We start from the raw sequence: 26450 nt of genomic DNA on the forward strand, positions 1-26450 counted from the left end.
TCCGGCTCAGAAGCGCAGGGTCAGGAAGGGGGCGATGTAGAAGGAGTCGCGGCCGCGCACCGGTCCCTCGCGCAGGAACGGCCCGGCCTGGGTGTAGTGGGCGTACACGTCCAGGCTGGCGAAGGCGTTGAATCGGTACTTCACCCACAGCACCGAGCGCGTGCCGATGTCGCGCGCATCGTTGGCGTCGCCCGGCTGCAGCACCCGCCAGCCGGCCGCGTACACGCCGTCGTGCAGGCTCTGCCGCTGCAGCTTGAGCACGTACATGTCGATCCACAGCCGCTCGCTGGGACGCAGCACCAGTTCCGGGCCGATGGCGCGCACGTTGCTGCTGATCATGCTGCCGTCGAACACCGAGGCGCGCGCGTACAGGCCATTGAAGGTGTTCAGTTCGCCATCGCGCGGATCGCGGTCGCCGGAAGACACCTCCATGCGCCAGCCCAGGCGCGGCGACCACGTCGTCGTGGCGAAGGTGTAGCCGCCGAACAGCGTGCCCTGCCAGGCGCGCACGCGCTGGCCGGCGAAATGGCCGCGCTGGCCGATCAGCTCCAGGTCGTAGTCCCAGCCCTGCACGGCGCCGCTCAGGCGCGTGGACAAGGTGTGCCGATGCTCCTCGCCGACCACGCCGCCGTAACGGCGCCCGTCCTGCACGGTGTCCAGGTACAGCGTCTCCAGCAGCGCCGCCTTCGGCTGGCTGGGCGACAGCGGCACTTCGGCGTGTGCGCCCCACAGGCGCTGGTCGCGGTTGGCACGGTCGTCGAAGCTGCCGGTGCGGGTCAGCACCGGGCGCCCCCACAGCAGGCCGCCGCTCCAGCGCGGCTGCCGGGTCAGCAGCCGCACCGCATCGAACGGCATGCGCGAATTGGCCGGGTCGCGCGGATCGAGCAGGCGCTGCCAGGCGTAGGCGATCTGCTGGCGGCCGGCGCGCAGGCGCCAGGCCGGCGCCTTCTGCCCGTCGGACAGTTCGACGAACCCCTGCGCGAGGTCCAGCGGGTTGCGGTCGGTGGCCTGCACTGGCCGCGTCTGCAGGCCGGCGACGCGGCTGTCGGCGAGTTCGCCGAACAGACGCACATACGCCGACGGCCGGTAGTCGGCCCACAAGCGCAGGCGCTGCTGCGCATAGCCGTGCGGATCGGTGGCGAAGCGGCCGAAGCCGGCGTGCTCGCGATAGTCGTACAGCGTGCGGCTCTCGCCGCCGAGGCTGAGCCAGCCGTCGCCGAGCGGGAGGTACTTCCACTTCTCCCAGCCCTGGCGCGGACGCTCGGCCAGCGCCGAATAGTCTTCCTGATCGGCCAGCAGCTTGCCCTGCGGGCCGTTGGGTTCGGCATCGGCCTGGGCGCAGCCGACGCTGCACAACATTGCCAGGCACACGGTACGGGGCGCACGCCGCGCGCGCGCAAGAGGCACAGTCATCGATTCCCTCCCAAGTCTCGAAGCCAGTGGTGCGAAGGAGCGCGGTCCGCTATCCGGTCGCGCGGCCGAGTGGCGCGGTCATGACGGCGGCGCCGCCACCGCGCCCGGTGCGGTGCCGGCGTAGAGCTGTTCGACCAGCTCAGCCCGCGCGCGCAGCACGTTGCGCTGGTTGATCGACCCCTTGTCGGTGATTTCGCCCGCCTCCAGGTTCGGCGGCAGCTCCAGCCACGCCGCGCGCGCGACATGGCTGGCGCTGCCGGTGGCGCTGCGGTTGAGCGTGTCGAGCAGCCGCTGCAGCCAGGCGCGCACAGGCGGCGCCTGCAGCACCTGCGCCGTCTCGGCCTGCGCCGGCAGCCCGGACAGCGCCTGCAGCGCGTCCAGCCGCGGGAACAGCAGCAGGCCGATGGCGTCGCGGTCGGTGCCGGTGACCACCACGTCCTGCACGTACGCGGCGCCTTCCATCAGCACGCGTGTACGCAACGGGCCGACGCTGACGAACACGCCGGAAGACAGCTTGAAGTCCTCGGCCAGGCGTCCGTCGAACAACAGGCCGCGCTCGGGATGCTGCGGATCGATCGGCTTGAGCGCGTCGCCGGAGCGATAGAAGCCTTCCTCGTCGAAGGCCTCGGCGGTCTGCTGCGGCGCGTTCCAGTAACCCGGCATCACGTGCGGCCCGCGGAAGCGCGCTTCCAGCTTGTCGCCGACCGGCACCAGCTTGACCTCGCAGCCCGGCGCCGGCACGCCGACGTCGCCGGGGGTATTGCTGGTGCCGTGGGTGAAGGTGCACGACGGCGCGCATTCGGTCATGCCCAGGCCGGCGAGCATGCGGATGCGCTCGCCGCAATGCGCCTCGGCGATGCGCTCCAGGCGGTCCCACACTTCCTGCGACAGCGCCGCGGCGGCGAAGAAGAACATGCGCATGCGCGACAGGAACGTCTCGCGCAGCGCCGCATCCTGTTCCAGCGCCTGCGCCAGTTGTTCCCAGCCGCGCGGCACGCTCAGGTACACGGTGGGCGCGATCTCGCGCAGGTTGCGCAGGGTCTGCTCGAACAGCGCCGGGGTCGGCTTGCCGTCGTCGAGGTAGAAGCTGCCGCCGTTGTACAGGGCGATGCCGATGTTGTGGCTGCCGCCGAAGGTGTGGTTCCACGGCAGCCAGTCGACCAGCACCGGCGTCTGCCCGAGCACCGGAAAGGTCTGCAGCAGCATCTGCTGGTTCGCGCACAGCATGCGCTGGGTGGTGATCACCGCCTTGGGCAGCAGGGTGGAGCCGGAGGTGAACAGGAACTTGGCGATGCTGTCGGGGCCGCAGGCCGCGAAGGCGGCATCGGCGGCGTCCAGCGCACGCGGCGCCAGCAGATCCTCGAAACGCAGGCAGGCACGATCCCCCACGGTGCCACGCACGCACACCGCCGGGACATCGGTGGGGAACACCGCCGCGATCGCCGGGGCGAACGCGGCGCCGTCGCTGGCGAACAGCAGGCCTGGGCGCAGCACCTCGGCCACATGCCGCAGCTTGGCGAAATCGCGCGACAGCAACGCATAGCCCGGCGACACCGGGCAGTACGGGATGCCGGCGTACATCGCCGCGAACGCGAGCTGCAGGTGCTCCAGGTCGTTGCCGGACAGGATCGCCAGCGGCCGTTGCGCCGACAGGCCCATGTCCAGCAGATGCGCGGCGATGCGGCGGGTGCGCTCGAGCATCTGCGCGTAGCTCAGGCGCCGCCACTGCCCGGCGTCGTCGCGCTGCGCCACGAAGGTGGCATCGGGGGTGTGCAGCGCCCAGTGCTGCAGGCGCTGCAGCAGGTGCCTGGGCAGCGGCGCCAGCGGTTCGCGCGCGCGCAGGCGCAGCACGCCGTCGGCATCGCGGTGGACCTCGGTATCCGCGTGGCTCAGTCCGACAGGACGGTAGCGCGCGGCGGTGGCAACGGACTCAGCGGCATTCATCGGAACCATCCGGGGGAGAGAGACGGCACGGCGTGCGGCAACGCCACCGCGGCCCCGCGGGGCCGCAGGCGACGCGACGGGTCAGCGCTTGTAGGTCTGCAGACCGGGCTTGATGGTTTTGTCGTCCAGGAATTGCTTCAGGCCCTGTTGCCGGCCCTTCTCGGGATCGCGGTGATTGGACTGGTCGACCTTGGCGTACAGGTAGTCCTCGTTCTGCTCCCAGGTCAGCTCGCGGCAGCGCTTGAAGCCGTGCTTGGCGAAGCGCAGCACCACTGGGTTCTTCTGCTGCAGTTCCTGCGCCAGCTTGGTCACTTCCTCACGCAGCTGCGCGCGCGGCACGCTGGCGTTGACCAGGCCCATCTGCGCCGCCTCGGTGCCGGTGAAGGTGCGCCCGGTCATGATGTAGAGCATGGCGTTGCGGTGACCCATGGTGTCGGCGACAGCCTTGCTGACCAGGTTGCCCGGGGGAATGCCCCAGTTGATCTCCGACAACCCGAACACCGCTTCGTCCGCGGCGATGGCCAGGTCGCAGGCGACCAGCGGCGAGAACGCGCCGCCGAAGCACCAGCCGTTGACCGCGGCGATGGTCGGCTTGCTGTAGAAGCGCAGCAGGCGCCACTGCCACTGCGAGCAGTCGCGGCGCATGCGCTCCTGCACGATCTCTTCCTTGCCGTCGGTCTCGCGGAAGTATTCCTTCAGATCCATGCCGGCCGACCAGGATTCGCCGGCGCCGGTCAGCACCAGCACCTCGGCGCTGCTGTCCAGCTCCAGCGTCTCCAGCACGTCGATCATTTCGCGATTGAGGGTGGGACTCATCGCGTTGCGCTTGTCCGGCCGGTTCAGGATGACCCAGGCGATGCCTGCGTCGATCTCGACCTGGACGGTCTGCCAGCGGTCTTGGTAGCTGCTCATGGATAGGCCTGCATGGGGAGGGGGGAGAGAGCGGATCACTTAGGACTGATAATAGTTATAGATCATCATTATTTCGGCGCAAGCTGCAGTGCAGCATGGCGGGCGGCGCTGTGGCGGGAGCATGGCGGCCCGCCCATGGGCGGGGACAGCAACCGCGATACGAATTCTTTGGACTCGCGAAGGGAGCAAGCCATCCCAGGACCTTGGATCCGCCACCGCATCACCGCGAGCCTTCACGCCCAGCGAACGCAATGCTCACAGGGGGCGTTCAGTCCCGGGTTAGCATCCAGCCCACAGGGGTTCCGTCGACACCGGGGTGATGTGATGCACACCGTCTCCGCGCTTGACCAACCGACCCACGCTCGCGTCAGCATCGATCTGGACGCCGAGATGGCGTACTGGCAGCAGGCCCATGCCGAGGGCCGTCTCGGCCGCCAGGGCTTCGCCGACTACGCGCAACTGCTGAAGATCGGTTATGACGTGTACCTGGCCTACCCGCGCGCCAACGAGGCGCAGCTGTACCGCGTGCTGCAGGACGCTTATCACCAGTGCGCGCCGATGCTGTCGGTGCCGTGGGACGAGGCGCGCTGGCTGGTGCGGCATGCCTGGCAGCACCTGGCGCATTCGGGGCGGCGGCACTGAACAGCGCCCAGCGCAGCCCGGCATATCGTCGTTGCCAGGGCAGGAGCGGCGTCGGTCGCGACGGGCGTTACGGGGAATGCCTGTCGCGGCCAACGCTGCTCCTACGCTGCGTCTTCGGTCGCGATGGAAGGCGCCCCCGAAGCGCCGTCTCCCGGCGCAGCGGCGACAACCGGATAGCAGCCCATCGCGCGCTCGGCACACCGCGGCGTGCGCCGCGTGTTGCTGTTGCACGCATCCGGCACCGCATGCGCCTCAACGCGACGAAGCGGGTGGCGAGGCGCTGTGCTCCTTCGCTTCCAGGCGCCCATGGAACGCGTTCGATCCCTTGCCGGGCGCCGTCGCCGCCTCGCCCTCGCTGCGCTTGAGGCGTTGCTTGCGCTGTTCGACCACGCGGCTGGCCAGGGCCACGCGGCGCCCGATCACCATATCGGTCAGCCAGTCGATCAGGTGGCGCGTATAGGCGGCCTGGTGCGCCTTCTCGGTCAGCGCGTGATCGGCGCCGGCGATCATGCGCGTGGTCAGCGAGCGCGCGTTGGAGAACGCTGCCGCGTAGTTGTGCAGTACCTGGCTCGGCACGATGGTGTCGCGTTCGGCCTCCACCAGCAGCACATCGCCGCGATAGCGCTGGCAGGCCGCCAGGGCGCGGTTGTCCGCCGGCGTCACCACGCGGTTGCGGTAGGGCATCAGATCGGGATCGCGGTTCAGCGCGACCTTCGGCCCGTCCCAGTGCGCGTCCTTGTACAGCGCCGGCGAGCGCAGGGCCAGCCACTCCACCGGCCGCTCCAGCGTCAGCAACGCGGCCAGGTAACCGCCGTAGCTCAGCCCAACGACCGCGATCGCGTCCGGATCCACGTGCGGCGACGCCGCCAGGCGATCGTAGGCGGCCTTGATGTCGTCCAGGTTCTGCGCGCGCGTCACCGTCTCGCGCATCGCCGCCAGGCCTTCGTGGCCACGCAGGTCGAAGGTCAGGCACACGCAACCCAGGCCGGCCGCTTCGCGCGCGCGCACCAGGTTGTGATGCTGATTGCCACCCCAGCCGTGCACGAACAGCACGCCGGGCAGGCGGCTGGTCGGGGTCAGCAAGGTGCCGCTGAGCGCCGCGCCGTCGACCGGGATGTCGATGCTGGAAAGTTCGGCTTCCATGGTCAGGTCACGCTGCGCATGTAGCGGTACTTGGTCAGCAGGCCGGTGCGCGGCTCTTCGCCCACGTAGTACACCTGCGCCCCGGCCGGCGGCGGCGGATGCGCGCCATAGCGCTCGACGGTGGCGGCGACCACGCGTTGCAGCGTCGGCGACTGCTGGAACGCAGCGACCGCGGCCAGTTCCGCCGGCGTGGCGCCGCCGACGCGCCAGGACTGCTCGAGGACGCCGCAGGCAATGCTGCCATCGGCAAGCAGCCCCTCGATCACGTCGTAGTTGCGGCGCGACGCATAGAAGCCCGGATAGGCCGCAGCCACCAGCCGGTCGTAGTCGCGTGCCTTCATCACCGCGGTGCGCTGGCGCGGCGGCAACGGCTGCTCCAGCAGTGTGTCGAGGGTGCCGCGGATCACCTGCAGTTCCGAGCCGCCGTACGCCTCGCGGCCGCTGCCGTCGCGGGTGACCGACTGCGTGCCGCAGTAGGCGATGGTGATGCCGGCGCAGTGCGTTTCGCCGACGCTGAAAGTGGTCGGCTGCTGCAGGTGCCGTTCCAGCACCACCCCATGCTCGCGCAACGCATGCGCGGGCAGTGTCGCCAGCGCCGTATCCAGCGCCTGCGCGTCGCCGAGCAGCGCCTGCCCGAGCCCACCGACGCCGTGCGGCAGCTTCAGCCGCACCGGGCCGCCGTCGCACAAACGCGCGTACGCGCGTCGGGCATCGGCAGCGCTGAAGGCGGCGTAGCCCGGCAGCGTGGCGGACGCCAGCGCCGCGCCCAGGTCGGGCTGCCACCCGTCAGGTGACTGCGCATCGATCTCGATCAGCGGATGGCTGATCGCCTTGGTGGCGACGAAGGCGTACGGCACCACGCCGCCCAGCAGATCGGCCGCCGCGTGCACGCCGAGCTGCTCGGCCTGCGCGGTGGTCAGGGTGTCGTCGGGCACGCAGAACGCGCCCGCACCGGCGGCACAGCGCTCGTCGTGCACGGGCAGGTGCATCAGCCGCCCCACTTCGGCGACCACCCAGGCATGCGTGGCTGCCTCGTGGCCCCCGGACACGGTCTCCCGCACCTGGCAGGCGCGGACATTGGCATGCACGGTGGATCGGGCCATGCGGAACGCTCCGTGCGGATTGGAAAGACGCGCTGCCTCAGCCATGGTCGTACCACTGCAGCAGCAACACGGCGGCCGCGGCCAGCGCCAGCAGCGCGGCAACTACGCGCAGCCAGCGGCTGGCGCGCAGTTGCCGCCACCAGGCAGCGGCTTCGGACGTGCCGCTGGCATCGCGCGCGTGTCGATGCTGGGGCGCGGACCCGGAAGGAGGGGCCGCAGAGTGGCGGTCGTCGTGACGCATGGCGCAAGGCTGTCGCGCGGGCTGTCGCATGGGGGTGAACGCGATGTGGTGCGCGTGTCATCGCGCGAAAACCAGGGCCGGCCGCGTCCGGTCAACCGCATCATCGCGTCGGCGATGCGCGTCGCGCTTGCGGTAAAGACGACTCAGTGCGAGCACACAGTCGGTGCGAGCAATAGCGTCATCACGGTCGATCGTCAGCGCAGCAACGCACGAACGCTGTGGTCGACACCGTACTCAGACCGCCGCCGTCGCCGTGGCATGGTGAGCGGGCAAGCGGGCATCGATCCGGTGCTTGCCGGCCAGCGCCTGCATGCCCTGCAAGGTGGCCTGCACCGCGCTGGCATAGCCGCTGCGCCACAAGTCGGCGCGCGACTGCCGCGATGCTGCCGCATTCAGTGCCAGTGCGAAGGCCTGCACGCGCGGATCGGCCAGCGCGGCGCGCTCCAGGAAGGGCTGCTCCGGGGCGATGACGTCGACCGGGGCCAGCCAGGCGTCGGCGACCAGCTCGGCCACGCCGGCGCGGTGCGAGAGCTGGTGCATGGCAGTGAGCGTTTCGTGCAGCATTTCCAGGCACGCCCATTGCCACAGCGCGGCCTTGTACTGCGGGTCGGCCTGGTCCAGGGCGGACAAGGCGCCATCGACATGATCGATGCGAAGATCCTGCATGACCGACTCCACGATACGGCGTTGCGATCCGCACATTCTGCGCGGCGAAAGTGAGCGCAACGTGAGTCGTGCGGCGGCAGCGTACAGGCGGTCACAACGGGCGCGGCGGCAGCCATCGCGTATACTGGCCGCGCGCCTGCTCGCGCCGCTCTCTCACTACGCGCTTCCCATGACGCCACCCTGACACCCGCAGCTTGCATCGGCCCGCCTCGACGGCAGGCCGCAAGTTGTTGGTTTTCCATTGCATACAGCGAGCGCTGCCCTGCGACAGGGCGGTGTCGGGAGCGTTTACCTTGAAATTTTCCTCTTCCCTGCGCCAGTCTTGGTGCGGCAATCTCCGTGGCGACGTGCTCGCCGGCCTGGTCGTGGCATTGGCGCTGATTCCCGAGGCGATCGCGTTCTCGATCATCGCCGGCGTCGATCCCAAAATCGGCCTCTATGCCGCCTTCTGCATCTGCGTGACCATCGCCTTCGCCGGCGGGCGCCCCGGCATGATTTCCGCCGCCACCGGCGCGATGGCGTTGCTGATGATCGGCCTGGTCAAAGAGCACGGCGTGCCCTATCTGCTCGCGGCCACGCTGCTGACCGGCGTGCTGCAGATCCTGGCCGGGCTGTTCAAGCTCGGCGCGCTGATGCGCTTCGTCTCGCGCTCGGTGATCACCGGCTTCGTCAATGCGCTGGCGATCCTGATCTTCATGGCGCAACTGCCCGAGCTGATCGGCGTACCGGTGCCGGTGTATCCGCTGGTGGCGCTGGGCCTGCTGCTGATCTACGGCCTGCCCTGGCTGTCGCAGCGCAGCTTTCCCGGCATCGGCCTGTGGTTGCTGGTGCTGGGCGCGGCCCTAACGGCAGGCAGCATGGCGCCGTGGACGCTGCTGCCGGTCGCCGTGGGCGGTGCCACAGTGCTGCTGCTCGGGCACCGCTGGACGCGTGGCCTGGCGGTGCCGCCGCCGCTGGTGGCGATCGTGCTGCTGACCGGGCTGGCGCTGTACTTCGGCATCCACGTGCCCACCGTCGGCGACAAGGGGCAACTGCCCGATCGCCTGCCCAGCCTGCTGCTGCCGAGCGTGCCGTGGACGCTGGAGACGCTGCGGATCGTGTTTCCGGTATCGGCGACGATGGCGGTGGTCGGCCTGCTCGAGTCGATGATGACCGCGCAGATCGTCGACGACATGACCGACACGCCCAGCGACAAGAACCGCGAATGCGTGGGCCAGGGCGTGGCCAACATCGTCAGCGGCTTGTTCGGCGGCATGGCCGGCTGCGCGATGATCGGGCAATCGGTGATCAACGTGAAGTCCGGCGGGCGCGGCCGCCTGTCCGCATTGATCGCCGGCAGCGTGCTGTTGCTGCTGGTGGTGTTCGCCGGCGCCTGGGTGCGGCAGATCCCGATGGCCGCGCTGGTGGCGGTGATGATCATGGTCTCGGTGGGCACGTTCAGCTGGCGCTCGCTGGCGCAATTGCGCACCCATCCGACCAGTTCCAGCGTGGTGATGCTCGGCACCGTCGCGGTGACCGTGGCCACCCACGACCTGGCGCGCGGCGTGCTCACCGGCGTGCTGCTGTCGGCGCTGTTCTTCGCGCGCAAGGTCGGGCGCATGCTGCACATCGCGCGCAGCGAGGACGCCGATGGCGGCCACACCTACCGCATCCGCGGCCAACTGTTCTTCGCCTCGGCCGGCGGCTTCGCCGGTGCCTTCGACTTCGCCCATGCGCCAACGCGGGTCACCCTGGACCTGAGCGACGCGCATGTCTGGGACATCAGCGCGATCGGCGCGCTGGACCAGGTGGTGATGAAATTTCGCCGCCACGGCGCGCAAGTCCACGTGCTGGGACTGAACCCGGACAGTGCAGCGATGGTCGGGCGGCTGGGCAGACACCAGCGCGATGACGTGGAAAGCGTTCCACTGCATTGAGGCCCGGCCGGGACGATCGTGTCGGCACGGCGCAGCGCGCGGTCACGCCGCGCGCCGTCCCGCGTGCCGACATGGCGACGACATCGGCCGATTAGCATCGAACTGCTAACGGCCATGCAGGAGATCCGCCGATGTCACTGGACCACTGGCAACTGCCGCCACACGACTGGGTGCCCAACCACCCGTTCCTGCCAGTGCTGCACTACCGGCAGTGCGTCGGCACCCTCGACGCCGACGGCTTCGAACGCCGCTTCGCCGCGCACGGCTGGCCCCCGCAATGGCGCGACGGCATCTACGACTATCACCACTACCATTCCACCGCGCACGAAATGCTCGGCGTCGCCCGCGGCAGCGCCCGCGTGCTGCTCGGCGGCCCGGTCGGCATCGAGGTCGCGCTCGCTGCCGGCGATGCGCTGCTACTGCCGGCCGGGACAGGCCATTGCCGGCTGTCGGCCAGCGCCGACTTCATGGTCGTCGGCGCCTATCCCGACGGGCAGGATTGGGATATCTGCCGGGAAGCGCCTACGGCCGAGATGCTGCAACGGATCGCCAACGTGCCTTTTCCAAGCAGCGATCCATTGCTCGGGGCGGAGGGGCCGTTGCTGAAGCATTGGAAGAGACCAGTCGACGTCGACTGACTGCGTCGTCGCACGGGATCATGCTTGCCTCGAAGTCGGCCCCGCCGCCCAGACATCGCACGCCGGATCGAACTCGGTCGTCGCTGCGTGCTCGGAGCGCCAGCCGAAGCCGCAGATCGCCATGACGCTCTGGCGCATCGGATCCAGGTCCAGCGCCTTGCCGAGATCGACATCATTGATGGCGGAGGTGACGAACGCGCCCAACCCCAGATCGGTGGCAGAGAAGTACAGCGCCTGTGAGATGTGGCCGACGTCCAGGGTCAGCGCGCGATAGGCCTTGGCATGCTGGCGATACTTACAGAACGTCCGGTTGAGTCCATCAGGACAACCAAGAAGCGCCAGGATGTGGATCGCTTGCTTATCAGCTTGGCGATCTAAATTACATATTTTTTGCTACGTAAGAACGGCAATGGATGCCCCGACCGAAGACTTGACGGATCAGAGCGAAGATGAATTGACATCCTCTACAGTCCGTCTAGCATCAGATGGCCTAGGTTCAACCTAAGCACACACCTCTAACGTTGATCGAGGAAGGGTATGGGCACAGCTTTATTGCAACAAAATGAAGAGGCTCTGGCCTCCCCGACAAGCCCTTTGCAGGGAAAAATTCCACTTGACGAGAAGGTCGCTGACCGCCTATTGGATCTCTTGAGCACCGACAATCAGTTCCGTGCACTTTTCAAGAAAGATCCTGTCGCTGGACTTGTCCAAGCTGGACATGTATTTGCGATCAACAAGGCGGAAAATCGCACCAAGGAAGTCCAATTTTTGCCCTTTCTTCGATGCTTGCTTGTCGGAAAATTGGCCAGCAAAAAAGAAATCTCTCGGTCTAGAGACGACATCAGAGCATTCCTAACGAGCGCAGGCACTCACACGGTTGTTCATGCTTTGGAATCGGGCAGAGTAGAAGCCTTCTTCAGGAAGTGAAGCTAGCGAAGGCTTCGCGGGCGCGCCAGCCAAAAGCTGGCGCGCCCGTGACTCCGCTATCGACCTAGCCATACCTCGTTAAGCGGATCAAACTCAGTCGTCGTCATCGACTTTGACCTCCAACCAAATCCGCAAATGGCGAGCGGCCCCTCAAGCAAAGGATCAAGTCCGAACGCATTTTCGACGTTGACGTCGTTTATAGCAGAGGTCACGAAGGCACCTAGTCCGAGCTGTGTTGCGCTAGAGTAAATCGCCTGGGAGATATGACCTACATCCAGTGTTACCGCGCGGTACGCTTTCGAATGAAACCGATACTTCCAGAAACTGCGCGCGTATCGAGGCGCAAGGATAAGCTGAACATGCGCCCCCGCAAACCAGTGTTGCCCCGCCAACATCTCCGTCGTCAAGGTGGCAAGACAGACGGATGGGATAGAAAGCAATTCCAACTTATGTTCAACAGGATGATAGTGGTAGAGACCCGGCGCAATGCCCTCTACCCGCTGCATGACTAAGTAAACCTCGGTCGGATGCAATCCGCCAGCCGAAGGAACATTCTTTTTTACGAATGCAGTATCTTCCTGAAGGCGAACAACTGCTTGGGCCATCACCACCCTCTGCATCATTCGTGAAAAAATGTCGATCGGAAGCTCTTTCTCCTGGTCGAAATTTCTGCACGTCGCTCTAGTCGCCATGAGCTTCTCGTACTCATCGGCCGCAAGCCTGGGAAGTTCTATGTCCCCCGCCGAATGAGATCTGGATATCACTTCTGGAGGCGGCGGGCCAAGTTTATCGCGCAACTCCGGCGCAGTGGTCAACTTGTTGGCTTCCATGGAGGCGACGCTGTCAAGATCCTTCCAGCGACAAAACTTGTGCAGCATGGCCGCAGCGGGCCACCAATACGCTGAGCGCACGACGTCATCGCGATCCCGAATCGCCTTGTGAGCTTTTGTGTCGCCGACGAGTAAACCCTTCTTCAAAAGAGCGTCAATCAAATCAATCGCCTGAGAAGCGAAGGATTTTTTATTTATCCAGTCGCTTGGACTGATACTTCCCAAAATCTCCCTCTCTTCCTGATTGACTTCCACTTCATCATCCAGGTGTGGTGCGAGCGCCAGCCAGCGGATCTGACGACTAAGGCCGGCGCCGCCAGAAAATAGTGACATCAAGTCAAAATCGACCGATTCCCTAGGCTCAAAAAATACAATCGCGCAGCGGCGAAGCTTCATAGCATCCTCATTGCAAATTCATAGCTAAACTTTATCTCGCCTCTGCCGATAGATAGGCGTTACACCGCGTACCTTGAAGATTCGAACCCCACTTTACAATAGAGAAAATTGATCATGACAAGCAATTCCTCGCATTCCTCTCCGCTAGACCCTGCAGGTGCCTCGCGGTTACTCGACGCGCTGATTACAGATGACGCTTTCCGCACGGCTTTCCAAAATGACCCCGTCGCGGCACTCGCCTCCATTGGCATTTTACTAGATGCCGATGCCGACACGAGTTGCTTAGAAGTAGGAATAATGGCAACAAAAGAAGAGCTGATCGCCACCAGAGAACTCCTTCTGGCGTATCTCATCTCGGACATGGCATTTCACAATCCACACTGCTTTGAGGCCGACCAGGTTGAAAAATACCTAAAGGCTGGCGGTTGATCGCTCGGCAGTGAGGCCCAGCCCCTTAACTCGTGTCGATGCCGCAGCGGCGTCGATCACATTAAGGGGCTGGAAGATGGAGCTACCCGAGACTTCAGCATACCCGCGCCCCCTACCCAGAAAAATCGCGCGATCCTGCACGAGAGCTGCTTTGGAGTCACCAATTATTTCCAATGCATCCCTCATTACGACTCTGGACTGGAACAGCTCTTTACCGTTGAGCTGTGACTGCAACAGAGCGACGGCGCGACGTGGACTTCCCTCTTGTAAGAATTGCTTTGCTTTGATCAAGACAATCATTCTATGAGCTGTAGCATCGCCGGAAATCTCGCCCATATGGATGAGCTCTTGCAATTCTTCAGGTGCCTGTTTGAATCCGGAACGTTGCAACAAATACACGGACGCCAAGGCCAACGCCATGTAGTCTGATCTCTCTACAGGCGACTTCAGAGAAACACTTTTGGATAACTCTCTTGCACACTTGAGAAGTTCATTTTGCAAAGCTCCGTCTTCCCTCTTATTGATTCGCAAAGATAATGCGATCAATTTAAAGTCATAATATAGCAATTCGGAATCCGCCTTGATATGCGCGGCTTTCTCCTCCGCGACAGACGCAGCCTCTGCCAGATTCCCACGCTGAGCAAGAACAACGATACGCGTGATGACATCGGTCGGACTAGCGGCGGCTACTCTCCTATCGCCCTGTTGATCAATCAAACTCTGGGCTGCCGGAAGATCTCCATAGGCGGCCAAGGCAAGAGCGCTCCCTAGCCCAGCGGATGGGCCGAACTCCTGATCAGACTGTCGGAAGTACTCCATCGACTCTCTTAGCCGGCCCTGCCCCAGTTCAGCCCTGGCCAACTGGGCCAAGGCATAACCGCGCAATGGATTATTTGCCGCTACCGCGGACTTCAGGTACTTGATTGCCTCTAAATAATCACCATCCTCCATTGCAGCCCACGCATAATTCGCGGCGCCAGCGTAATAATCGGGATACAGCTGAGCCAAGAGCTTCCACCTACGAGCGGGATCATCGCCCTTCTTCGGATAGTACTGAGACTTCCACGCGAGCAAATAAATCTGGTCTCGCTTTGGAAGACGATCCAGATGGCTCAGCGCAGCACGAAGGTGCGGCTCGGCTGACGCTGGTTCGGCCCGACTCGCGTAGACCCTCATGATGGCGGCGTGAGCAAGCGCGAAATCCTTATCCAGTTCGAGTGCCCGCGTGAAATACTCAATCGCCAAGTCGTTTTCTTTTCGGGCGTAGGCATCAACGCCCAGCGCATAAGCACGTAGCGCGTCGATACTGGAGGTACTCACTTGTGGCAACGGTTGAGCACTCTGCGCAATCGATTCCATCGCTTCGCCCAGCTTGTCTCGCAGCTGGATAGTAACGTTGTCGATTGAGGCCAGTGCGGAATCCAGGCCTTTCCCGTCTTTCGATAATGCCAATACTGTTACACCACTTGTGGGATCAACGACGTCGACGCTCACCCTCAGTCGCCCACCTACCTCGGCAACCGTTGGCAAGAGCACGGCTTTCGCTCCATCTCGCTGCGCAATTTCCGACGCAGTAGCCCGGTCAATGCGGCTGTCCGGACTACGCCGCATTCGTATCAAGGTATCCCGCACCTTGAGATCGCTCAGCAGATTCACGTAACGCGACTGCTCGAGGCTGATCCGGAATGCCTGATCCAGCGATTCGTCGAGTACCTGATTGCCCGTCAGATTCCGCAAATCCCCCACCACTACCCAGTCGCGTTCGGCGAAGGCGATGGCCGGCTGCGGGCGGGTGACGAACCAGGCGCCGACGGCGAACGCGGCGATCAGCGCCGCTTCCGCCGCCAGCGCCGCCGGCCGCCGCCACAGCGGGATGTCGCGCCAGGCCTTGGGCGTGGGCTTGGGCGCGCGCAGCGGGGTGTGGCCGATCTCGCCGACTTCGTAGATCTCCAGCGGGGTCGGCACGCCCTTGAAGCGCCAGCGGCCGTGCGATTTCCACAGCAGGCGCTCGCCGCGTTCGCCCAGCTCGCGCGCGGCGCGGTGGGTCAGCGACTCGGCCACCGCCGACAGCAGGATCTGCCCGGGCCGGGCCAGGGTCATCAGCCGCGCCGCGGTCGGCTTGGCCAGGCCTTCCACTTCCAGTGGCTTGGCGCCCACCTGCACGGCCGCATCGCTGTTGCGCCAGGTCAGCACTTCGCCCACGTGCAGGCCGGCGCGCACCTTCAGGTCGAGCTTGCGGTGCGCGCCCAGGTCGCGCAGGCCGCGGCTGTAGTCCAGGGCGAACCCAAGGCCGTCGATCGGCCGTTCGAACAGCAGCAGCAGGCCATCGGAGCGGTCGATCAGGCGGCCGCGCCAACGCTGCTGCAACTCCAGCACCAGCGAGTCGTGCCGCTTGAACAGGTCGGCCGCATTGGCGTCGCCGAGCTTTTCCACCAGCGCAACCGAATCGCACAGGTCGGTCAGCAGCAGGGTACGAAGCTGCGGGACCTCGGGCTGCAGTGCGGTGGCATCGGTCATGGCGGCGGCTCGGCGGGGACGCGGTAGCTCAGCAGGGGGCAGAGGCGAGGTCGTGCCAGTACAGCCGGTTGCCGCCCTGGCGCTTGGCTTCGTACAGCGCCGCATCGGCGTTGGCGTACCAGTCGTTCCAGTCCGAATGCGGATCGACCCGGCTGATGCCGATGCTGACCGGACAGATGTGCGGCGCCGGGTGCGGTACGCCCAGCAGGTTCTGCACGGTGGCGAGCACGAACTCGCCGATGCGGCGCAGGTCCTCGACCGTGCCGGCGGCCACCAGCAGGCAGAACTCGTCGCCGCCCAGGCGGCACGCCGTGTCGTCCGGCCCGGCCACCGAGCGCAGGATGTTGGCGACGTTCTGCAGCACGCGGTCGCCGACTAGGTGGCCGTGGGCATCGTTGATGTGCTTGAAGCGGTCGCAGTCGATCAGCAGCAGGCCCGGGCCGGGCGAGCGGCCATCGCGGCGACACTCCTGCAGGCGCAGGATCAGTCCGCGGCGGTTATGCAGGCCGGTCAGTTCGTCGGTCCGCACCAGTTCCTCGGTCTGGCTGAGCTGGTGGGTGGTGGCGTAGAGGTTGTCCAGCGCCGCTTCCAGGTCGCGGTTGCGCCGGCGCAGCTGACGGATCAGGGTCTGCTCGTTCATCACCACGCGCATGATCGTGCGGCGCAGGAAGTAGGCGACCACGCCCGGGTCGCGCTCGACCAGGCGCTGGAAGTCGTCGTGGTCCAGTTCCACCAGGGCGCCGTCGCTGGCGGCGAGCGCGTCGGCGCTGCGCATGTGGTTGCCGATCAGCAGGCCCAGCTCGCCGAAGAACTCGCCATGGCCCAGGTGCTTGACCACCAGGTCCTCGCCGAAATCCAGATCGATCACGCCGCTGGTGATCACGAACATCGCGCTGCCGCCGTCGCCGCGGCGGAACAGCACGTCGCCGGCACGCACCGTCCGGGCGCGACCGAACTCGGAAAACAGACGCAATTCTGCGGCGGTCAGCACCGCCAGCTCGTTCGGCTTCGGAGCGACCGCAGCGTTCGAAATTGTGCCGCGTGCGGTGGATGCGGCGCTGTCGCAGCTCATCCGGCCCCCTAATGTGACGTCGCTGGCCCTGTCCGCGGAGCATAGCACCTACACGCCGCGCTCACGATACGTTTCACAGGCAATCTCGCCCCTGCAAGAGACATCGCAAGCCGCCGCTGCGGCGATCTGTCGCACGCGGTAGACAGCGCCGTTCCGCCGACGGCAGCGCAAAAAAAGCCCGGGCGAACCCGGGCTTCCCACCTCCTGCCAGGGAGGGGCGATCGATCGGCGCGCCTGGCTGCAGGTCAGGCCGCTTTCTCGCCATGGAACTGCTCTTCCTCGGTCGAGCCCTTCAGCGCGGTGGTCGAGGACTGGCCCTGCTGAATCGCCTGGGTCACCGCATCGAAGTAGCCGGTGCCGACCTCGCGCTGGTGCTTGACCGCGGTGAAGCCGCGATCGGCGGCGGCGAACTCGGCCTCCTGCAGTTCGACGAAGGCGCTCATCTGCCGGCGCGCGTAGCCGTGCGCCAGGTTGAACATCGAGTAGTTCAGCGCATGGAAGCCGGCCAGGGTGATGAACTGGAACTTGTAGCCGTAGCTGGCGATCTCGCGCTGGAACTTGGCGATGGTGGCGTCGTCCAGGTTCTTCTTCCAGTTGAAGCTGGGCGAGCAGTTGTAGGCCAGCAGCTTGCCGGGGAACTTGGCGTGGATGGCCTCGGCGAACTTGCGCGCGAACTCCAGGTCCGGCTTGCCGGTCTCGCACCAGATCAGGTCGGCGTAGGGCGCGTACGCCAGGCCGCGGCTGATCGCCTGGTCCAGGCCCTTGTGGGTACGGAAGAAGCCCTCGACCGTGCGCTCGCCGGTGGTGAACGGGCGATCGTTGGGGTCGATGTCGCTGGTCACCAGGTCGGCGGCCTCGGCATCGGTGCGCGCCACCAGCAGGGTCGGCACGCCCATCACGTCGGCGGCCAGGCGCGCGGCGTTCAACTTCTCGATCGCCTCGCGGGTCGGCACCAGCACCTTGCCGCCCATGTGTCCGCACTTCTTCACCGAGGCCAACTGGTCCTCGAAGTGCACGCCGGCCGCGCCGGCCTCGATCATCGCCTTCATCAGCTCGAAGGCGTTGAGCACGCCGCCGAAGCCGGCCTCGGCATCGGCCACGATCGGCTGCAGGAAGTCGATCTCGTCCTTGCCTTCGGCGTGGTGCAACTGGTCGGCGCGCAGCAGGGTGTTGTTGATGCGCTTGACCACCGCCGGCACCGAGTCGGCCGGGTACAGCGACTGGTCCGGGTACATCTGCCCTGCCAGGTTCGCGTCGGCGGCGACCTGCCAGCCGGACAGGTAGATGGCGTTGAGCCCGGCCTTGACCTGCTGCATCGCCTGGTTGCCGGTCAGCGCGCCCAGCGCGTTGACGAAATCCTTCTCGTGCAGGTACTTCCACAGCTTCTCGGCACCGAGCCGGGCCAGCGAATGCTCCACGTGCACCGTGCCGCGCAGGCGCACCACGTCGGCGGCGGTGTAGTTGCGGGTGATCCCGGCCCAGCGCGGATCGGTGTCCCAGTCGCGCTGGATCTGTTCGGCGGTCTGCAGCGTGGTGCTCATCTGGCGTTCTCCTCGAAATGGATGCAGCGATGAAACGGTGGGGGTGTGCCGGATAACGAGCTTGGAAGGCTCGGCAGGGATCAGACGCAGGGACATCGCTCTCACGATTCCCCATTCCCGACTCCCCACTCCCGGCTTCAATCAATCAACTGATAGGCCGGCAAGGTGAGGAAGTCGGCCAACGCCTCGTCGCGCGTCAGCCGATCCAGCAGCGCGATGGCCTCGTCCACGCGCGCCCCGCCCGGCAGCAGCGCGCGCTCGCCCAGCCGTGCCGGCAACTGCCGCAGGCAGGCGTCGAACAGGGCGAAGTCGATGGCGGTGCCGTCGTCCAGGTGCAGGCCGCCCACGTGCAGCCACTGCCACAGCTGGCTGCGGCTGATCTCGGCGGTGGCGGCGTCCTCCATCAGGTGGTGGATCGGCACGCAGCCGTTGCCGTCCAGCCACGCCGCCAGGTAGCGCACGCACACTTCGATGTTGCCCTCGAAGCCGGCGCGGGTGATGGTGCCGGTGGACGGGGCGATCAGCGTGTCGCGGTCGGCCTGCACGTCATCGCGGCGCACCGCGTGCTGGTTCGGCGTGCGCATGTGCTCGTCGAACACGGCGCGGGCGATCGGGATCAGCGCCGGGTGCGCCACCCAGGTGCCGTCGTGGCCGGCGGTGACCTCGCGCAGCTTGTCCGCGCGCACCCGCGCCATCGCCTGCTCGTTGGCCACCTCATCGTGGCCGATCGGGATCTGCGCGGCCATGCCGCCCATCGCATGCGCGCCGCGGCGGTGGCAGGTGCGGATCAGCAGTTCCGAATAGGCCTTCAGGAACGGCTGGGTCATGGTCACCTGACCGCGCTCGGGCAGCACCCGGTCCGGATGCCGGCGGAAGGTCTTCAGGTAGGAAAAGATGTAGTCCCAGCGGCCGCAATTCAGGCCGACGATGCGCCCGCGCAGCGCATGCAGGATCTCGTCCATCTCGAATACCGCCGGCAGCGTCTCGATCAGCACGGTGACCTTGATCTGGCCCTGCGGCAGGCCGAGCATGTCCTCGATGTGGGCCAGCGCGGTCTCCCACAGCGCCGCTTCCTCCATCGACTGCAGCTTGGGCAGGTACAGATAAGGACCGCGGTCCTTGGCCTGCAGCGCGCGACCGTTGTGGAAGGCGAACAGCGCCGCATCGAACAGGCCGCCGGCCAGCGGCTGACCATCGACCAGCACGTGCTTCTCGTCCAGGTGCCAGCCGCGCGGGCGCACGATCAGCACCGCCTGCTCCTCGTAGGGCCGCAACGTATAGCGCTTGCCCGGGCTGCCGTCGCGCGCGGCCGGCGCGGTGAAGGTCAGGGTCCCGGCCACCGCCTCGGCCAGCGCGCGCTGGCCGGCGACCAGGTTGCGCCAGGTCGGCGCGGTCGAATCCTCGAAGTCCGCCATGTACACCTTGGCGCCGGAGTTCAGCGCGTTGATGACCATCTTCGGATCGGTCGGGCCGGTGATCTCGACCCGGCGGTCCTGCAGCGCCTCGGGCAGCGGCGCCACCTGCCAGTCGCCCTCGCGGATCGCGCGGGTGTCGTCGCGGAAGTCCGGCAGGCCGCCGGCGTCGAAGAACGCCTGGCGCTCGCGCCGCGCGGCCAGCCGCGCCTGCCGCTCCGGCTCGATCGACCGGTGCAGCGACACCAGCAGGGCCAGCAGCGGCGGCGGCAGCAAAGCGTCCTGACCGGCCAGCGAGGCGGTCAGGGCGATGCCCGGCGTGGAGCGCGTGGACGGGTCGGGAGCGGCAGCGAAAGCGGGGGCGGACATGTGGGGATTCCTCGATGTTTCCGGGGCTCCACCGTGCTGCCGACGCATGTATTTGACAAAGCAGTTTTGTCAATGATTTATATAAGTAAGACTTATATCTATCACGTCATGGCTACGAGCAACGCCGCAACCCCGCGATTTCCCTACAAATCCGACCGGCTCAAGCCGCTGCGCGCGTTCTGCCAGACGGTGCGCCTGGGCGCGGTGTCGCGGGCCGCGGAGGCCTTGTTCGTCAGCCAGCCGGCGGTGACCCTGCAGTTGCAGGCGCTGGAACGCGAACTGGGGGTGGTGCTGTTCGAGCGCAGCGGCCGGCGCCTGGTGCCCAGCCGCGAGGGCCAGTTGCTGTACGAGATGGCGCAGCCGCTGGTGGAGAGCCTGGACCGGCTGGAGGCCGACTTCCGCGAGAAGGCGCGCGGGCTGGACGCCGGCGAACTCAACGTCGCCGCCAACAGTTCCACCATCCTCTACCTGCTGCCGAAGATCGTGGAGGCCTTCCGCGCCCGCCACCCGCAGGTGCGGCTGACCCTGCACAACGCGATCAGCGCCGACGGCACCGACCTGCTGCGCGAGGACGCGGTGGACCTGGCGGTCGGCTCCATGCTCGACGTGCCGGCCGACCTCAGCTACGCCCCGGTGTACCGCTTCGAACAGTTGCTGATCGCCCCGCACGACCATCCGCTGGCCCGCAAGCCGAAGCTGACCCTGGAGGACCTGTCGCCGTACCCGCTGATCCTGCCGCCGCGGCGCCAGGTCACCTACCGCCTGGTCGACCTGGTGTTCCAGCAGGCGCGCGTGCCCTACACCGTGGCGCTGGAGGTCGGCGGCTGGGAAGTGATCAAGCAGTACGTGGCGATGGGCATGGGCGTGTCCATCGTCAGTTCGATCTGCCTCACCGACGCCGACCGCGCGCGCCTGGCCACCCGCGCCCTGGGCAATTACTTCCCGGCGCGCAGCTACGGCGTGGTGGTGCGCAAGGGCAAGTATCTGTCGCCGCAGGCGCGCGCCTTCATCGAGCTGATCCAGCCGGACCTGTTCACCCCGCGCGGCTACGACGAGAGCGGGCCGTCGGAGCGGTAGCCGCGCACGGCCGCGCGTCAGCGGCGCCCTTGGGCTCTGCTACCGTGGCGGCACGCCCGCTGCACACCGATCGCCCGTGTCGCTGCCCTCCCGCTACGCCGAAGCCGACGCACCCCCGGCGCTGCGCGACCGCCTGCGCTGCAGTTGGCGATTCCGCCAGGGCGAAGCCGAGACCGCCGCGACGCAGGTGCTGCCGGATGGCTGCGTCGACCTGATCTGGGACGGCCGCGCCCTGTTCGTCGCCGGGCCGGACCGCCGCGCCACCGATGCCAGATTGGCGCCAGGCAGCGTGCTCACCGGCGTGCGCCTGGCCGCCGGTGCCGGCGCCAGCCTGCTCGGCGTGCCGCTACACGCCATTGCAGACCAGCGTGTGCCGCTGGAGGCGCTGTGGGGCGTCCGCGGCCGCGACTGGCAGGCACGGATGGAAGACACCGCCGATCCGCTGACGGCTTTGCACACGCTGTGCGCGAGCCGGCCGCTGCACCGCGACTCCGCGATGGCCTGGCTGTTCGCACAACTCGCCGGCGACGCACCGCCGCGGCTGGACTCGCTGACCCATGCGCTGGGCGTCAGCGAACGCACCTTGCGGCGACGCAGCCACGACGCGTTCGGCTACGGCGCCAAGACCCTGGAGCGCATCCTGCGCCTGCAACGCTTCCTGGGCCTGGTCCGCCAGCATCCCAGCCTGACCGCGGCCGCCCTCGAGGCCGGCTACGGCGACGCACCGCACCTGGTGCGCGACAGCCGGCAACTGACCGGCCTGCGCCCGCGCGACCTGGTGCAGCGGCACGCGCGCTGAGCTGGCCGTTTTCGCCAAGCCGGCGGCCGCACGGTGGTCGATACTGGCGCCCCGTCCAAAGGAACCGCCCATGTCCCGCGCCGAGCAACACCACCGCATCGACTATCTGGAATTCGCCGTCGCCTCGATCGCCGCGGCCAAGGCCTTCTACGGCCAGGCCTTCGACTGGACCTTCCAGGACTACGGCCCGGACTACTGTGAATTCCGCGACGGCCGCCTGAGCGGCGGCTTCTTCCACGGCACGCCGCAGCCCGGCGGCGCCCTGGTGGTGCTGTACTCCAACGACCTCGCCGCCACCCAGGCGCGCATCGAAACCGCCGGCGGCCGCATCGTGCGCCCGCTGTTCGACTTCCCAGGCGGGCGCCGCTTCCACTTCGCCGACCGCGACGGCTACGAACTGGCGGTGTGGTGCGAGGGCTTGTGACGGCACCGCGGCACCAGCAGGTTGCCTCCGCAGGAGCGGCTTCAGTCGTGACGGGCACTCCCGGTAACGCCTGTCGCGGCTGAAACCGTTCCTACGGATCAGGTCGCGTCATTGTGCGCGGTGCCCTACAGCCGCGCCCACTCGAATCCCTCGCCGCGGCGGTAGAACACCGCCAGCGCCTTGCCGTAGACGCTGTCGGCATCGACGAAGCCGAAATAGCGGCCATCGAAACTGTCGCCGCGATGATCGCCCATGACCAGCAGTTTGCCGGGCGGCACCCGCACACCGTGCAGGTCCGGGCCTCCGCCCGCGTCCAGATCCAGCCGCGCGATGCGCGCGCCGAAGCGCTCCGCATCGTCCGTGGCGCCCACCTGCAGCGGCTGGCCGTTGATGGCGAGATGGCCGTCGCGCACGTCGACGCGATCGCCCGCCACCGCCACCACGCGCTTGATCAGGCGGGTGCCGTCGTGCGGCGAATCGAACACCGCCACATCGCCGCGCTGCGGCCGGCCGCGTTCGAACACGCGGTATTCGGTGAACGGCACGCGCAGCCCGTAAGCGCTCATGTCCACGGCGACGCGATCGCCGGGCTGCAGCGTCGGCTGCATCGAGCCGGAGGGCACCACATAGTGATTGGCGAAGGACGACCGCGCGGCGGTGAGCAGCAACAGCATCACCACCATCGGCAGCAGTTCCTTGCGGCTCCAGCGCGCGGCGCGCTGCAGGCGGGTGGCGTGCGGATCGGCGTGGGTCATGGGGCACCTGGGATGAGCGAGGGCGGCACGGGATGTGTCATCGCGACAGTGCGCGCTCGGCGGCTCGCGGGGCCAGTGACGAAAGGCATGGCGCCGCCCGACACAGACGCCTGCCGACACCATGCAGGCAGCAACTACTTGCAGTGCGGAAACTCGCCCACTTTGACGACCGGAGGCAGACGTTCCTCGTTTCCGCCATCACTCCCTTGCTCGCCATTGAGGTACCTGATCCGGACTCCTTTACCGTCGCGACGCACCGCGTAAAGCGGTTCGCTCCGGTCGGAGTACACCACGAGCTCTCCGTCTTCGACGCGCGTCGACAACAAGGCCGGCGTCAAAGGCCCGCCCTCGTAGCGCTGGATCAACAGCCGAGTGCCATCGACGGCAGGCAGGATCCATAGCGTCGTCCCTAGCAACTCCCCCTCTTCCTCGATGCGACAGACGTTGGAGAAGCCTTGCGGCCGCGATGCGCTGAAATGCGCCGGCCCCGTCGCCGCGCCCACCAAGAGCGCCATGGCAAACATCATGCTTCGATACTCCCATGCGTCAGATGGATAAATCAGCAGCGATCATGCCGCACTGTCGAGACACGTTACCAGGGCGATTCGGGCATGCCCTTCCCCCGGCCGCAGCGCGCGTCAGCGTGCGAGCAAAATCAACGGCGGTCACGCCGTCGGCCGATGCCTACGGCATGACCTCGATGCGGTTGGACGTAGCGGCCCTGAGGGAACCCACCTGATCGGAAACATTCGCGGAAGTTTTCGCCGGAAGTTCGCGGTATCGCAACAACGGCTGCACAGCCACCAGGTAGCGGCGTCCAGGCACGATCCGGTAGTTCCGGGACAGATCCACCGCCGCGGATTTCGACTCGCCCGGACCCAGGATCACGTCGGGCCTCGAACCCGGCAGCTGGCTCACGTAGATGCCGCGGTAGGCCACAGCGCTTCCGTCCTCCTGCAGCACTCGTAACACATTCGCTTGCAGTCGCCCGTCGCGGTTCACCTCGGGGATATCGGCATCCGGAACCGCGATCGGCTGATCGCCCACGTTGGCCAGGGTGATCGTGATGACCGCTGTGCCCGTGCTCTCACTGGCTGCTTGCGCGTGTTCCAGTCGGATGTCCAATCGCCCTGCGGCAGACGCCGCAAAACAGGCGCCCAGCAGCGCCACACCGACAATCCAGCGTCCCTTCATGACCATCTCCTTGTGGATGGAGTATCCGGACACTCCAACAAAAAACGGGATGGCCGCAAGGCCATCCCGTTCTCGACACACCCGGTCGGCGCAGCGCCGATCAGTTCTTCAAGCCGCGGTTTTCCAGCAGCGGCTCGACGCTGGGGTCCTTGCCGCGGAAGTCGCGGTACAGGGTGGCCAGGTCGACGGTGTTGCCGCGCGAGAGGATCTTGGCGCGGAAGATGTCGCCGTTGGCGCGGGTCAGGCCGCCGTGCTCCTTGAACCACTGGAACGCGTCGTCGTCGAGCACTTCCGACCAGAAGTAGGCGTAGTAGCCGGCCGAGTAGCCGCCGCCCCAGATGTGGTCGAAATAGGTGGTGCGGTAGCGCGGCGGCACTTCCGGCAGGTCCACCTTGTACTTCTTCAGCGAGTCGGCCTCGTACTTGTCCACGTCCTGCAGCGGCGCGTCGGCCGGCAGGGTGTGCCAGGACAGGTCGAGCAGCGCCGCCGACAGGTACTCGGTGGTGGCGTAGCCCTGGTTGAAGGTGCGCGACTTCTTGATCTTCTCCACCAGGTCGGCCGGCATCGCTTCGCCGGTCTGGTAGTGCTTGGCGTAGTGCGCGAACACCTTCGGATCCGACGCCCAGTGCTCGTTGAACTGCGAGGGGAACTCGACGAAGTCGCGCGAGGTGGCGGTGCCGGCCAGGGTCGGGTACTTCACGTTGGAGAACATGCCGTGCAGCGCATGGCCGAACTCGTGGAACATGGTGGTGACGTCATCGAAGCTCAGCAGCGCCGGCTGGCCGGGAGCGGGCTTGGTGAAGTTGCAGACGTTGTAGACCACCGGCTTGGTGCCGGTGAGGCCGTTCTGGCCGACGAACTCGTCCATCCAGGCGCCGCCGGACTTGCTGTCGCGCTTGAAGTAGTCGGTGTAGAACAGCGCCAGCGACTTGCCGTCCTTGTCGAACACTTCATAGACCTTCATCCCGTCGTGGTAGGTGGGGATGTCGGTGCGTTCCTTGAAGGTGAGGCCGTACAGCTGGTTGGCGGCGTAGAAGACGCCGTTCTGCAGCACGTTGTCCAGTTCGAAGTACGGCTTGATCTGCGCTTCGTCGAGGTCGTACTTGGCCTTGCGCACCTGCTCGGCGTAGAAGTCCCAATCGGCGGCGGTGAGCTTGAAGCCGCCCTTCTGCGCGTCGATCACCTTCTGCATTTCCGCGGTCTCGCTGCGCGCCTTGGCGGTGGCGGCAGGCACGGTGTCGGTGAGCAGCTTCAGCGCCGCGGCCGGGGTCTTGGCCATCTGGTCGCTGAGGCTGTAGGCGGCGTAGCTGTCGAAGCCGAGCAGCTTGGCCTTCTGCGCGCGCAACTGCGCCAGGCGCTGCACGGTCTGGCGGGTGTCGTTGGCGTCGCCCTTCTCGGCGCGCGACTGCGAGGCGGCCATCACCTGTTGGCGCAGGTCGCGGTCCTTCAGCGAGGCCAGCACCGGCTGCTGGGTGGTGTTCTGCAGGGCCAGCAGGTACTTGCCGTCGAGCTTGCGCGCGGTGGCGTCCTGCGCGGCCGAAGCGATGTCGCCGTCGGACAGGCCGTCGAGCTTGGCCTTGTCGTCCACCACCACCGCACCGGCGGCGGTGGCCGCGACCAGCTTGGTGTGGAACTGCGTGGCCAGGGTGGTCTCTTCGACGTTGAGCTTGCGCAGGGTGGCCTTGTCGGCGTCGGACAGCTGCGCGCCGGCACGCACGAACTCCTGGTATTCGTACTCGACCAGGCGCTTCTGCTCCGGGTCCAGGGTCAGCGTGTCGCGCTGGTCGTACAGGCTCTTGATGCGCGCGAACAGCTTCGGGTCCAGGCTGATCTCGTCCTGGTGCGCGGCCAGCTTGGGCGCGATCTCTTCCTGGATCTTCTGGCGGGCATCGTTGGTGTCGGCCTGGACCAGACCGAAGAAGATGCGCGACACGCGGGTCAGGGTCTCGCCGCTGCGCTCCATCGCTTCCAGGGTGTTGGCGAAGGTGGCCGGCTCCGGGTTGTCGGCGATCTTGCGGATCTCGGCCAGGTGCTGCTTCATGCCCTCTTCGAAGGCCGGCAGGTAGTCGCTGTCCTTGATCTTGTCGAAC

Annotated in this window: 24 protein-coding genes and 1 pseudogene; 8 read left to right on the forward strand and 17 right to left on the reverse strand. The window is 66.6% G+C overall.

What is annotated here, in order from left to right; translation table 11 throughout:
• Positions 1 to 6 precede the first annotated feature (6 nt).
• The 3 genes from CEK69_RS09940 to CEK69_RS09950 all read right to left on the reverse strand — a co-directional run bounded on the left by CEK69_RS09940 (position 7) and on the right by CEK69_RS09950 (position 4269).
• On the reverse strand, positions 7 to 1413 hold the full coding sequence (locus CEK69_RS09940) for an alginate export family protein (protein WP_226975114.1): 1407 nt from the start codon (positions 1411 to 1413) through the stop codon (positions 7 to 9).
• 78 nt (positions 1414 to 1491) lie between these two features.
• Positions 1492 to 3357 (reverse strand): feruloyl-CoA synthase, encoded by a 1866-nt coding sequence (locus CEK69_RS09945; protein WP_152245331.1) that lies wholly within the window; start codon positions 3355 to 3357, stop codon positions 1492 to 1494.
• An 81-nt stretch (positions 3358 to 3438) separates the two neighbouring features.
• Positions 3439 to 4269: a p-hydroxycinnamoyl CoA hydratase/lyase gene (locus CEK69_RS09950; protein ID WP_152245333.1), complete on the reverse strand. Its 831-nt coding sequence runs from the start codon at positions 4267 to 4269 to the stop codon at positions 3439 to 3441.
• A gap of 324 nt (positions 4270 to 4593) precedes the next feature.
• On the opposite strand from CEK69_RS09950, the gene CEK69_RS09955 reads away from it, so the two are divergent.
• Positions 4594 to 4911, forward strand: a complete 318-nt coding sequence (locus CEK69_RS09955) for a hypothetical protein (protein ID WP_152182349.1) — start codon at positions 4594 to 4596, stop codon at positions 4909 to 4911.
• Between the two features lie 252 nt (positions 4912 to 5163).
• Here the strand turns inward: CEK69_RS09955 and CEK69_RS09960 are convergent, their stop codons facing one another.
• From CEK69_RS09960 to CEK69_RS09975, 4 genes are all read right to left on the reverse strand, one after another.
• On the reverse strand, positions 5164 to 6054 hold the full coding sequence (locus tag CEK69_RS09960) for an alpha/beta fold hydrolase (protein ID WP_017911877.1): 891 nt from the start codon (positions 6052 to 6054) through the stop codon (positions 5164 to 5166).
• A 2-nt stretch (positions 6055 to 6056) separates the two neighbouring features.
• A complete protein-coding gene (locus CEK69_RS09965; protein ID WP_152245335.1) occupies positions 6057 to 7157 on the reverse strand; it encodes a DUF3182 family protein in 1101 nt (366 codons plus the stop codon).
• Between the two features lie 37 nt (positions 7158 to 7194).
• Positions 7195 to 7398 (reverse strand): hypothetical protein, encoded by a 204-nt coding sequence (locus CEK69_RS09970; protein WP_152245337.1) that lies wholly within the window; start codon positions 7396 to 7398, stop codon positions 7195 to 7197.
• 234 nt (positions 7399 to 7632) lie between these two features.
• Entirely contained in the window at positions 7633 to 8064 is a 432-nt protein-coding gene (locus CEK69_RS09975) for a hypothetical protein (RefSeq protein WP_152245339.1), read from the reverse strand.
• Between the two features lie 293 nt (positions 8065 to 8357).
• On the opposite strand from CEK69_RS09975, the gene CEK69_RS09980 reads away from it, so the two are divergent.
• Both CEK69_RS09980 and CEK69_RS09985 read left to right on the forward strand, forming a co-directional pair.
• Positions 8358 to 9980 (forward strand): SulP family inorganic anion transporter, encoded by a 1623-nt coding sequence (locus tag CEK69_RS09980; RefSeq protein ID WP_152245341.1) that lies wholly within the window; start codon positions 8358 to 8360, stop codon positions 9978 to 9980.
• 131 nt (positions 9981 to 10111) lie between these two features.
• Entirely contained in the window at positions 10112 to 10618 is a 507-nt protein-coding gene (locus CEK69_RS09985; protein WP_152245343.1) for a cupin, read from the forward strand.
• 18 nt (positions 10619 to 10636) lie between these two features.
• Here the strand turns inward: CEK69_RS09985 and CEK69_RS09990 are convergent.
• Positions 10637 to 10933, reverse strand: a pseudogene (locus CEK69_RS09990) (nitroreductase family protein); the annotation flags it as partial.
• Positions 10934 to 11155: 222 nt separating this feature from the next.
• On the opposite strand from CEK69_RS09990, the gene CEK69_RS09995 reads away from it, so the two are divergent.
• The gene (locus CEK69_RS09995) at positions 11156 to 11545 is read left to right on the forward strand and encodes an NHLP-related RiPP peptide (RefSeq protein ID WP_081616395.1); all 390 of its coding nucleotides are present in this window, start codon (positions 11156 to 11158) and stop codon (positions 11543 to 11545) included.
• Positions 11546 to 11601: 56 nt separating this feature from the next.
• Here the strand turns inward: CEK69_RS09995 and CEK69_RS10000 are convergent, their stop codons facing one another.
• Positions 11602 to 12771, reverse strand: a complete 1170-nt coding sequence (locus tag CEK69_RS10000) for a putative peptide maturation dehydrogenase (RefSeq protein ID WP_152245345.1) — start codon at positions 12769 to 12771, stop codon at positions 11602 to 11604.
• A gap of 114 nt (positions 12772 to 12885) precedes the next feature.
• Between CEK69_RS10000 and CEK69_RS10005 the strand changes: the two genes are divergently transcribed.
• On the forward strand, positions 12886 to 13200 hold the full coding sequence (locus CEK69_RS10005) for an NHLP-related RiPP peptide (protein ID WP_152245347.1): 315 nt from the start codon (positions 12886 to 12888) through the stop codon (positions 13198 to 13200).
• On the opposite strand, the gene CEK69_RS10010 is transcribed toward CEK69_RS10005, so the two are convergent.
• From CEK69_RS10010 to aceB, 4 genes are all read right to left on the reverse strand, one after another.
• Positions 13183 to 15717, reverse strand: a complete 2535-nt coding sequence (locus tag CEK69_RS10010) for a putative peptide modification system cyclase (RefSeq protein WP_152245349.1) — start codon at positions 15715 to 15717, stop codon at positions 13183 to 13185. The two genes, CEK69_RS10005 and CEK69_RS10010, sit on opposite strands and share 18 nt — an antisense overlap.
• Positions 15718 to 15745: 28 nt before the next feature.
• Positions 15746 to 16789: a GGDEF domain-containing protein gene (locus CEK69_RS10015; protein ID WP_017908068.1), complete on the reverse strand. Its 1044-nt coding sequence runs from the start codon at positions 16787 to 16789 to the stop codon at positions 15746 to 15748.
• A gap of 245 nt (positions 16790 to 17034) precedes the next feature.
• Complete coding sequence (gene aceA / locus CEK69_RS10020; RefSeq protein WP_017908067.1) at positions 17035 to 18330, reverse strand: isocitrate lyase; 1296 nt, start codon at positions 18328 to 18330, stop codon at positions 17035 to 17037.
• A 137-nt stretch (positions 18331 to 18467) separates the two neighbouring features.
• Entirely contained in the window at positions 18468 to 20111 is a 1644-nt protein-coding gene (gene aceB / locus CEK69_RS10025) for a malate synthase A (RefSeq protein ID WP_152245351.1), read from the reverse strand.
• A gap of 108 nt (positions 20112 to 20219) precedes the next feature.
• Between aceB and CEK69_RS10030 the strand changes: the two genes are divergently transcribed.
• The 3 genes from CEK69_RS10030 to CEK69_RS10040 all read left to right on the forward strand — a co-directional run bounded on the left by CEK69_RS10030 (position 20220) and on the right by CEK69_RS10040 (position 22411).
• Positions 20220 to 21188, forward strand: coding sequence for a LysR family transcriptional regulator (locus CEK69_RS10030; protein WP_152245353.1), 969 nt, complete (start codon positions 20220 to 20222; stop codon positions 21186 to 21188).
• 76 nt (positions 21189 to 21264) lie between these two features.
• Entirely contained in the window at positions 21265 to 21987 is a 723-nt protein-coding gene (locus CEK69_RS10035; RefSeq protein WP_017908064.1) for a helix-turn-helix domain-containing protein, read from the forward strand.
• A 70-nt stretch (positions 21988 to 22057) separates the two neighbouring features.
• Entirely contained in the window at positions 22058 to 22411 is a 354-nt protein-coding gene (locus CEK69_RS10040; RefSeq protein ID WP_017915790.1) for a VOC family protein, read from the forward strand.
• A gap of 125 nt (positions 22412 to 22536) precedes the next feature.
• On the opposite strand, the gene lepB is transcribed toward CEK69_RS10040, so the two are convergent.
• From lepB to dcp, 4 genes are all read right to left on the reverse strand, one after another.
• A complete protein-coding gene (gene lepB, locus CEK69_RS10045; protein WP_152245355.1) occupies positions 22537 to 23166 on the reverse strand; it encodes a signal peptidase I in 630 nt (209 codons plus the stop codon).
• 134 nt (positions 23167 to 23300) lie between these two features.
• A complete protein-coding gene (locus CEK69_RS10050) occupies positions 23301 to 23693 on the reverse strand; it encodes a hypothetical protein (RefSeq protein ID WP_152245357.1) in 393 nt (130 codons plus the stop codon).
• Between the two features lie 157 nt (positions 23694 to 23850).
• Positions 23851 to 24360: a hypothetical protein gene (locus tag CEK69_RS10055; RefSeq protein WP_226975115.1), complete on the reverse strand. Its 510-nt coding sequence runs from the start codon at positions 24358 to 24360 to the stop codon at positions 23851 to 23853.
• A 100-nt stretch (positions 24361 to 24460) separates the two neighbouring features.
• On the reverse strand, positions 24461 to 26450 hold a 1990-nt coding region (gene dcp / locus CEK69_RS10060; RefSeq protein ID WP_152245361.1), incomplete at its 5' end, for a peptidyl-dipeptidase Dcp.

This window comes from Xanthomonas sp. LMG 12462 (assembly GCF_009192885.1).
GTDB lineage: Bacteria > Pseudomonadota > Gammaproteobacteria > Xanthomonadales > Xanthomonadaceae > Xanthomonas_A > Xanthomonas_A sontii.